The organism is Sphingomonas sp. (genome assembly GCF_042091075.1).
Classification (GTDB): domain Bacteria; phylum Pseudomonadota; class Alphaproteobacteria; order Sphingomonadales; family Sphingomonadaceae; genus Sphingomonas.
This window is the reverse complement of sequence record NZ_JBELIE010000127.1, coordinates 1-9,593: the sequence shown is the minus strand read 5'-3', so window position 1 is coordinate 9,593 and position 9,593 is coordinate 1. Positions and strand designations below refer to the sequence as shown.

Sequence of the window (9,593 nt, the reverse complement as noted above, 5' to 3'; positions counted from 1 at the left end):
CGCCATGGCGGCGATGGGCTGGCGGATCGTCGTCAATTCGGGCCAGACGGTGGTTGCCAGCGTGGTGTCGTCGAACCCGCAGACCGTGAGGTCGCCCGGCACGTCGAGCCCGCGCCGGTGCGCCGCCGCGACCGTGGCGGCGGCCATGTCGTCGTTGGAGGCGAAGATGGCGGTGGGCGGGTCGGGCCGGTCCAGAAGCTCCTCCGCCGCATCGAGGCCCGAGCGATAGGTGTAGAGCCCTGAGGCGATCAGGTCCTCGTCCAGCGGCAGCCCCGCTTCCGCCAGCGCCGCGGCATATCCCTCCTGCCGGCGGCGGCTCGCGGACAGGGTGGCGGCGCCCGAAATGAAGCCGATCCGACGATGATCGAGCGAGACGATGTGGCGAACCATGGTCAACGCCGCCTCGCGATCGTCGATGCGGATCGCCAGCGCGTCGTCGGCGGGGCACGCGGTAGCCACCATCACCGCCGGAACACCCGCCTCCGCCAGCAGGTCGAGCACGGGTTGCGCTTCGCACAGCGGCGGCGGCAGGATGACCCCCTGGATGCCGCCGCTGATCAGGTGGCGCACCGCCGCCAGCTCATGCTCGTCCGTTTCGCATCGCTCGATCACCACCTGCACATCGAGCCGCGAGGCTTGGTCGAGGCTGCCGATCAGCAATTCGCTGAGGAAACTCGCGCTGGGATTGCTGTAGAGTAGTCCGATGCGGGTGTTGGATGCCCCCGCCAGACTGCGCGCGGCCGGATTGGGCGCGTAGCGCAAGGCATTGATGGCCTCGTTCACTGCTTCCCGCGTGGCGGGGCGGACATTGGATTCGCCGTTGATGACGCGCGACACGGTCATCGACGATACGCCGGCGCGCCGCGCGACGTCGCTGATCGTCGGTGCCGCGCCTGCGCGACGGGATGTTCTTTGCGTCATGGCACTGAGCGTACCCGGCAGCGTCGATCCCGCCAAGGCTCTTGCCACCTTCGCTTCACGCTCTATGATAGCGCTAATCTACAGCGCCACAGAGCCGACTGGGGAGGAAGTATGTCAACGCCACCAGGCGCGCGCGGCGCGCCCCATCCGTCTTTCCGTCGGCAGCCCGCCTGAACGCAATGTTCCTGGGCATCGACATCGGCACGTCGGGCGTGAAAGCAGTCGTCATCGACCCGATGGGCGTCGTGGTGGATCAGGGGACCGCCGCGCTCTCCGTCCAGCGTCCCCACCGGCTATGGTCTGAGCAGGAGCCCGCCGCCTGGTGGGCAGCGACATCCGCGGCGGTACGTGCGATCGATCCCGCGGTGCGTCGATCGGTGCGCGGCGTCGGGCTGGCCGGACAGATGCACGGTGCGACGCTGCTCGACGCGGCGGACGCGCCATTGCGCCCCGCGATCCTGTGGAACGACGGTCGCAGCGCGGCGCAATGTGCCAAATTGGAACAGGCGGTGCCCGCGCTGCGGACGATCACCGGTAACATCGCCATGCCCGGTTTCACCGCCCCCAAGCTCGCCTGGGTCCGTGACAATGAACCGGAGCTGTTCGCGCGCATCGCAACGGTATTGCTGCCCAAGGACTACGTGCGCCTGATGATGACCGGGGACAAGGCATCCGACCTGTCCGACAGTGCCGGCACGCTGTGGCTCGACGTGGCGCGCCGCGACTGGAGCGACGTCCTGCTCGACGCCTGCGGGCTTCACCGCGGACAGATGCCGCGCCTCCATGAGGGATCGGAACCGACCGGCGTGCTGCTGCGCGAGGTCGCCGACCTGTGGGGCATGGATCAGGTGCCGGTGGCGGCGGGCGGCGGCGACAATGCCGCGGGCGCCATCGGGATCGGCGTGGTCGCGGACGGCGACGCGCTGCTCTCGCTCGGCACCTCGGGTGTGATCTTCGTCGCCACGCGCGCGTTCCGGCCCAATCCGGATCGCGCCGTGCACGCCTTCTGTCATGCGTTGCCGAACCTATGGCACCAAATGTCGGTTCACCTGTCTGCGGCATCGTGTGTCGACTGGGTGGCGCGATTGACCGGCACCGCCAGCGTGGCCGAGCTGTTCGCCCGCGCCGAAGCGACCGGGCCTGCCAAGGGCGCCGAGCTGTTTCTTCCCTATCTGTCCGGCGAGCGGACCCCGCACAACGACGCGGACGTGCGTGGCGCCTTTTTGAATCTCGATCACGACACCGATCCCGGCCGGCTCGCGCAGGCGGTGCTGGAAGGCGTCGCTTTCGCGCTGGCCGACGGACTCGACGCGCTGGGCGACGCCGGCACCCGCCTCAGCCGCCTCGCGGTGATCGGCGGCGGTGCCCGCTCGGCCTATTGGGGACGAATTCTCGCCGCCGCGCTGGGCGTCGAACTGGCCTATCTCGAAGGCGGTGAGGTCGGTCCCGCGCTCGGCGCGGCGCGGCTCGCCCAGCTTGCCGTCGACGGCGGCGAACCCGCCGCCGTCTGCGTCCCGCCGCCGGTTCGCCAGATCATCGCCGCTGATCCCCTGCTTGCCGAACAGCTCGCCCCCAAGCGAGCCGCGTTTCGCGAAGCCTATCCCGCTCTCAGTACAAGGACTGCCTGATGGCCGACTTCTTTTCCGACGTGTCCACGATCCGCTACGAGGGGCCAGACAGCGACAGCGAGCTCGCCTATCGTTTCTACGACAAGGACAGGATGGTGCTGGGCAAGCGGATGGAGGACCATCTGCGCTTCGCCGCCTGTTTCTGGCACGGCTTCTGCTGGCCCGGCAGCGACGTATTCGGTGGCCCCACCTTCGATCGCCCATGGCAGCGTGGTGCCAACGATGCCGCCGCAGCGGCCATGAAGCGCGAGGTGGCGTTCGAGTTCTTCACCAAGCTCGACGTCCCCTTCTATTGCTTCCACGATGTGGACGTGATGGCGGATGCCGACAATATCGCCGACCATCGTCGTTCCTTTGCGGAGGCCGTCGAGCATCTCGAGCGGCTTCAGGCCTCGTCCGGCCGTCGATTGCTGTGGGGCACCGCCAACCTGTTCAGCCACCCGCGCTTCGCCGCGGGCGCAGCGACCAACCCCGATCCCGAGGTATTCCTGTTCTCCGCGATGCAGGTACGCGAGGCCCTGGAGGCGACCCAGCGGCTGGGCGGCGCGAACTACGTGTTGTGGGGCGGCCGCGAAGGCTATGAGACGTTGCTCAACACCGATCTGCGTCGCGAGCTGGACAATCTCGGTCGTTTCCTCAGCCTCGTGGTCGAACACAAGCACAAGATCGGGTTCGAAGGCACGATCCTGATCGAGCCGAAACCGATGGAACCGACCAAGCATCAATACGATTTCGACACCGCCACCGTATACGGTTTCCTCCAGCGCTACGGGCTTGAGAAGGAAGTGCGGGTCAATATCGAGGCGAACCACGCGACCTTGTCGGGCCACAGCTTCGAGCATGAGATCGCGACCGCGTCGGCGCTTGGTATCTTCGGCTCGATCGATGCCAATCGCGGCGATCCGCAGAACGGCTGGGATACCGATCAATTCCCCAATTCCGCCGAAGGCATGACGCTGGCAATGCTGGAGATCATCCGTGCCGGCGGCTTCATCACGGGCGGGTTCAATTTCGACGCCAAGGTCCGTCGCCAGTCGATCGATCCGATCGACCTGTTCCACGGCCATGTCGGCGGTATGGACGTGGTCGCGAAGGGCCTGCTCAACGCCGCCGCGATCATCGAGGATGGCCGTCTGGATCAGACGCGCAACGAAAGGTACGCCGGCTGGAACGGCGAGCTTGCCACGGCGATCGCCAATGGCGACCTCGCGACCCTCGCCGATCTGGCCGTCGATCGCGCGCTCGACCCCAAGCCGCGATCGGGTCAGCAGGAGCGGCTGGAGAATTTGGTCGGCCGGTATTGTTGACCGGCTGACCACGCCATCTGGTTCCAAGGAGACGTTCGTCGGTGACGTCGATCCGAGCGGGGCTGACCGCCAGCCCTCGCGGACGGAAGGACATGGGGTGGCCGGGCTGAGGCCCGGTCGCCAGGCGCACGCTGTGCGACGCCGTACAGACCATGGTACGGCGCCGTGTCGTCTGCAATGGACATGCGGCAAGGGCCAGATCCGGCCCCCGACGCAACGCGAAGAGCCGTCGGTCAGCAGGTTGTTACCCCGCCCTCAGAAGCGATAGGCCACGGTCGCGCCATAGGTGCGCGGCGGCGCCTGGACCAAATAATCGTAGCCGAACGAAGCACGCAGATCGAGGCCGTCGGCGAACGTCTTCTCATTGGTCAGGTTCGTCACCCAGCCGCGCACGGTGTAGCTGGGCGTCTCATAGGCCAGTTGCAGGTTGACCTTCGTATTCGCGTCCTGCCGCAGATTTCCGTTGCCGGCCACCCGATTGTATGGAGTGAAATAGACCAGCCCGGTATGCACGAACGACGGGGTGAAGACGACTTTCGCAGCGCCCAGCCTTGCCAGCGTCCAGTCGAGCGATCCGGTGGCGGAAAAGCGCGGCGCATAGGGCAATCGCCGTCCGGTCAGGTCGCCCGCGCTCAACTGCAGCGCCTGGTATCTCGCATCGAGGAACGAAGCCGACATCTGGATCCGCAGGTCGGTAGCCGGCGTCAGCGTGCCCTCGATCTCGACGCCGCGGATGCGGCTCTTGTCGACATTGCGCAGGATCGTCTGCGCGCCAATCTGTTCGTTGATCTGCTGGTTGCTGTAATTCATCCAGAACCCGGCGACCGAGAGCGACAGCATATCGTCCAGCGTCCGACCCTTCGCGCCGATCTCATAGGCGTCGACCTGCTCCGGCCTGGTCGTGTTGATCGGGCCGAAGAAGCACTGCCCGCAAAAGGCGGCGGCGCGATAGCCACGGCTGTAGCTGGCATAGACGATCTGTCCGGTGTCGAACGTGTAGTTGAGTGCCGCGCGCCCGGTGACCGCGTTGCTGTCCAGCTTTAGCGTCGGGCCGGAGACGAATTGTCCGGTCGTGGCATCATAGCCGCCCAGGAAATAAGTGCCCTGCGCCGGTGGGAAGCTGCTGATGTCGCGCGTGCCGGTGTACAGGCTTTGCGGCACCGCATAGGATGCGTAATTCTGATAGCGCCCCCTGTCCAAGGTGTAGCGCAGGCCCAGCGTAATCGAGACATGGTCGCCGAACTTCTGATCGCCCTGTGCAAAGGCGGCGTAGGAGCGACGGATCTGATCGTATTTCTGACGCACCATCGCGGCGCCGTCGAGCAGCCAGTAATAGCTGTCCGATGCGTCCTTGTCGTAACCGTAATAGACGCCCGCCTGCACGTTGGTGCGGTCGTTCGAATAGGCAACGCGCAGCTCCTGATTGAACATGTCGAAGACGTTGCCGTACAGCGTATCGAGCGGCTGGCGGAACACCGGCGATTGCAGCCCGGCGCCTTCCTGCGTGAAGGCCTGCTTCAGATGGTCATAGGACGTCAGCGACGTCAGCTGAATATCGTCGGTCAGGTCGTATTTGACGATCAGCTCGGATCCATATGCCTCGACGAAGCTGCGCCCGACGCGCTGACTGTCCGCCTCGAAGAAACCCAGCCCCTTTTCGGCGCGACTGGTTCCCAACACCGGATTGAACCCGTTCGGACCGGTGCCGAGGTTGAAGACCGCTGCCTGCCTCGGGTTCGAACGGCCATAGGTGCCCTTCAACAATATTTCCAGCCGATCGGTCGGCTTCACGCGCAGGATCGCGCGAGCCCCCAGCATGTCGGTGGAGTTCATATCGGGCTCGTTGGCGGCACGATTGTTGATGTAGCCGTTGCCGTGCGCATAGTTGAACGACACGCGCAGCCCCGCCACGCCTTCCTTCAGCGTGGCTTCCGCCGCACCCTGCGCGGTGAAGGTGTTGAAATTGGCGTAGCCGGCCTGGATATTGCCCGTCGATCCCGACAGATCGGGCCGCCGCGAAATGAAGTTGATCGTGCCGCCAGTGGTATTGCGGCCATATAGCGTCCCCTGCGGCCCACGCAGCACCTCGATCCGCTCCAGATCATATAATTGCAGCCCGTGCTCGGCACGCGCCGCGATATAGGCGTCGTCAAAATAGACGCCGACCGGCGATGCCTGGTTGGGATTATGTTCGTTGGCGACACCGATGCCACGGATCGTGAAGTTCGGCTGCGCTTCGCCATAGGGGCTGTTGACCTGCAACGACGGAACGGTGCCGGTCAGTTGCGCGGTGTTGATGATGCCGCGCTTGGCGAGATCGTCCTGCGAGATGGCAGAGATCGCGATCGGCACCTTCTGCAGCGACTCCGAGCGGCGCTGCGCGGTGACGATGATATCGCCAGACGACGGCGGCGCGGGTTCGGGCTCCGCCTGTGCGGTCGCGTCCGTCGCATCCGTCGCGGTCGCCCCCGTCGCAGTCTGAGCCTGCGCCGACATGGTGGCGGACAGCACGAGTGCCAGCGCGACGCCCACGAGATAATGCGACTTCATCCTTCCCCTCCCGAGAATGACCGATAATCCGGCTCCATCATCGATGACTAAGCGGGTGCCGGCGCTGCGGCGATGGACGGAAACCCGTAATCAGCGTCAGTCGCGCACGCTGCGGCGGAGGATCTTGCCCGTGGCGGTCGTCGGCAGCGCGTCGATGATCTGGACGATCCGCGGCGCCTTGTACGCGGCCAGTCGCTCGCGACAGAAGGCGATGAGTTCCTGTTCGGATAGCGTGGCGCCACCACGCAGGCTTACCACTGCCTTTACTGTCTCGCCGCGATACGCATCGGGAACGCCGACGACGGCCGCCTCGCGCACGGCGGGATGGGTGTAGAGCACGTCCTCCACCTCACGCGGCCACACCTTGAAACCGGAGGCGACGATCATGTCCTTCTTGCGGTCGACCAGGAACAACCAGCCGTCCGGATCCAGTATCCCAATATCGCCGGTACGAAAGCCATCGGCCCGCATCGATTCCGCCGACGCCTCGGGTGCGCGCCAATAGCCGGCGACGACGCTGGGGCCGCTGACCACGATCTCGCCCGGCTCCCCGATCGCGCAGTCGCGCCCCTCGTCATCGACGACGCGCAGCCGCACCCCTGACACCGCCTTGCCGACCGAGAGCGCGCCGGTCTTGGCATCGACCGGTGCCGGCGGCTCGATCGGACAGGCGGCGACCGGCGCCACCGTTTCGGTCAGGCCATAGACGTTGCGCAGCGTCACGCCGGTCGCGGCTTTGACCCGCGCGCGCATCGCCGGCGCAACCGGCGCGCCGCCGGAAAAGATGGTGGTGAGGCTCGCGGCGCGTTCGGGGGTGAAGGCCGGCGCATCGATCAACGCCGACAGCGCGGTGATCGCGGCGACCGTGAAGACGGGGCGATGCCGCTCGATCGCATCCAGCACTACATCGGGCTGGAAGCGGTGACACAGGATGAGCGGCGCGCGCGCCGCCAGCGCCGCGCCGATATGCCCGCTGATCCCGGTGACGTGGAACAGCGGTGCGGCGCCCAGGATCGGTACGCCCGGGCGCAGCGCGGCGGCCTCGCGGTAGAAGGCCGCGCCGGCCAGCAGATGGCGATGCTCGATCACCGCGCCCTTGGGCTTACCGGTCGTACCGGAAGTATAGACGAGCATCAGCGGATCGGCCGGCGTGTCCGCACCGATGGGGCCGCCGGTGGCGAAGCTGCCGCCCTCCCCCACCGTGAAGCGGCACAAGCCGGGCAGTGCACCCTCCGCGTGCCCGACATCGCAGACGATCGCGCGCGGCGTGCAATCGGCGGCGAGCTTCTCGATCTCCGCAGTGGTATACATCGGGTTCAGCGGCACCGTGACCACGCCGGCGCGCGCCGCGCCCAGCAGCGCGACGACGAACTCCGGCACGTTCTGAAGGCACAGGAACATCCGCTCGCCGGTTGCGATACCGGCGGCGCGCAGCGCGCCGGCAAAGCCTGCGCTTTGTCGGTCGAGATCGGCGAAGGTCAGGCGTTCCTCGCGATAGAGGATCGCAGCGGCATCGGGGTCGGCCGCGACGGTAGACGCAAGCAGGTCGATCAGCGTCGCGGCCATGTCTTACTGGCCCGCGGGGGCGTAGCCCAGCACAGCCTTCACCTCCAGGAACTCCCCGAAGGCATGCGCGCCCCATTCGCGCCCGTTCCCCGACTGCTTGTAGCCGCCGAAGGGCGCGGTCATGTCCAGCTCGGGATAGTTGAGATAGACCTGCCCCGCGCGCAGGCGCGACGCGACGTCGCGCGCCTCCTGCAGATCGCCCTGGACATAGGCGGCGAGCCCGTAATCAGTGTCGTTCGCGACGGCGATCGCCTGTTCGACGTCATCATAGGCGAGCATCGTCAGCACCGGACCGAAGATCTCCTCGCGCGCGATCGTCATGTCGTTGGTGACGTCCGCGAAGACCGTCGGCTTGACGTAATAGCCGTCGTCCAGGCCATCAGGCCGACCGGTGCCGCCCGCGACCAGCGTGGCGCCCTCGTCGATGCCGGCCTGGATCAGTCGCTGGATCTTGCCCCATTGCAGCTCGCTGACGACCGGACCCAGCCTGGCATTGCTGGCGGGCGTGCCGACGGTGTTGGCCGCCGCGGCCTCGGCGGCGATGGTCTTGGCCTCGTCCATCCTCGCCGCGGGCAGCAGCATGCGCGAGGGCGCGTTGCACGACTGGCCGGAGTTGACCATCATGGCGTCCACTCCGCCAGCGACCGCGGCGCGCAGATCCGCGGACGGCAGCACGATATTGGCGGATTTGCCGCCCAGTTCCTGATGCACGCGCTTGACGGTGGGCGCGGCGGCGCGCGCCACCTCCACACCCGCGCGGGTCGATCCGGTGAACGACACCATGTCGACCTGCGGGTGTGACGACAGAGCCGCCCCGACTCCCGGTCCGTCGCCATGGACGAGATTGAACACGCCAGCGGGCACCCCCGCCTCCGCCATGATCTCCGCAAAGATATGCCCGGTGAAGGGCGCAACCTCGGATGGCTTTAACACCATCGTACAGCCGACCGCGAGCGCGGGCGCGACCTTGCACGCGATCTGGTTGAGCGGCCAGTTCCACGGCGTGATGAAGCCGCAGACGCCGACCGGCTCCTTCGCCAGCAGCGTCGCCCCCCGCACCTCGGTGAAGTCGTAATCGTCAAGCAGCTGACGCGCGACCTGGAAGTGCGCGATGCCGATCGGCACCTGTGCGCCGCTCGCCAGCCACATGGGGGCGCCCATCTCCGCGGTCACCGCCCCGGCAAGGTCGCCGCTGCGCTTCGTGTAAACGGCGATGATCGCGTCGAGCAGCTCGGCACGCTCGCGCACGCTGCTGCGCGAGAAGCCGTCGAACGCCCGTCGTGCCGCCATGACCGCGTCGTCGACGTCGCTGGCGTCGCCTAGCGCGACGCGCCCCGCGATGCCGGCATCGGCGGGGTCGATGACGTCAATCACCCGCGATTTCCGGGGCGCGACCCAGCGGCCGTCGATATAGAATTGCAAAGCCTCACGCATGTCGCTCTCCTTGGTCTGTCGCGCTCCCGTCAGGTGGGGCGAACCATCATCTTGATCTGTTCGCCGCCCGCCGTCAGGCTGGCGAAGGCATCGTTCACATTCGCGATGGTCACCTCGCCCGTCACCATCGGCGCCAGCGCGTCGGGCGCGGCGACGATCATGTCGAACGCCGTCCGGAACTCTTCCG

Annotated in this window: 6 protein-coding genes; 2 read left to right on the top strand and 4 right to left on the bottom strand. The window is 66.7% G+C overall.

Annotated features, from left to right (window positions below):
- The coding region (locus ACFDSW_RS12380; protein WP_375250597.1) for a LacI family DNA-binding transcriptional regulator at positions 1-921 on the bottom strand (921 nt) is incomplete at its 3' end.
- 179 nt (positions 922-1,100) lie between these two features.
- On the opposite strand from ACFDSW_RS12380, the gene xylB reads away from it, so the two are divergent.
- Both xylB and xylA read left to right on the top strand, forming a co-directional pair.
- On the top strand, positions 1,101-2,549 hold the full coding sequence (gene xylB, locus ACFDSW_RS12375; protein WP_375250595.1) for a xylulokinase: 1,449 nt from the start codon (positions 1,101-1,103) through the stop codon (positions 2,547-2,549).
- Positions 2,546-3,856 carry a xylose isomerase gene (xylA, locus tag ACFDSW_RS12370; RefSeq protein WP_375250596.1) on the top strand — a complete coding sequence of 437 codons (1,311 nt, stop codon included), beginning with the start codon at positions 2,546-2,548 and terminating at the stop codon, positions 3,854-3,856. The genes xylB and xylA overlap by 4 nt, the downstream gene beginning before the upstream one ends.
- A gap of 255 nt (positions 3,857-4,111) precedes the next feature.
- On the opposite strand, the gene ACFDSW_RS12365 is transcribed toward xylA, so the two are convergent.
- From ACFDSW_RS12365 to ACFDSW_RS12355, 3 genes are all read right to left on the bottom strand, one after another.
- Positions 4,112-6,406: a TonB-dependent receptor gene (locus ACFDSW_RS12365; protein WP_375250594.1), complete on the bottom strand. Its 2,295-nt coding sequence runs from the start codon at positions 6,404-6,406 to the stop codon at positions 4,112-4,114.
- A 96-nt stretch (positions 6,407-6,502) separates the two neighbouring features.
- Positions 6,503-7,972 (bottom strand): class I adenylate-forming enzyme family protein, encoded by a 1,470-nt coding sequence (locus ACFDSW_RS12360; protein ID WP_375250593.1) that lies wholly within the window; start codon positions 7,970-7,972, stop codon positions 6,503-6,505.
- A gap of 3 nt (positions 7,973-7,975) precedes the next feature.
- Positions 7,976-9,406, bottom strand: a complete 1,431-nt coding sequence (locus ACFDSW_RS12355; RefSeq protein ID WP_375250592.1) for an aldehyde dehydrogenase family protein — start codon at positions 9,404-9,406, stop codon at positions 7,976-7,978.
- Positions 9,407-9,593: the final 187 nt, after the last annotated feature.

What these genes read in the sequence shown, in the direction of transcription:
- ACFDSW_RS12365 (WP_375250594.1), bottom strand. Translation starts at nt 6,406, where the DNA reads ATGAAGTCGCATTATCTCGTGGGCGTCGCGCTGGCACTCGTGCTGTCC.
- ACFDSW_RS12360 (WP_375250593.1), bottom strand. Translation starts at nt 7,972, where the DNA reads ATGGCCGCGACGCTGATCGACCTGCTTGCGTCTACCGTCGCGGCCGAC.
- ACFDSW_RS12355 (WP_375250592.1), bottom strand. Translation starts at nt 9,406, where the DNA reads ATGCGTGAGGCTTTGCAATTCTATATCGACGGCCGCTGGGTCGCGCCC.
- xylB (WP_375250595.1), top strand. Translation starts at nt 1,101, where the DNA reads ATGTTCCTGGGCATCGACATCGGCACGTCGGGCGTGAAAGCAGTCGTC.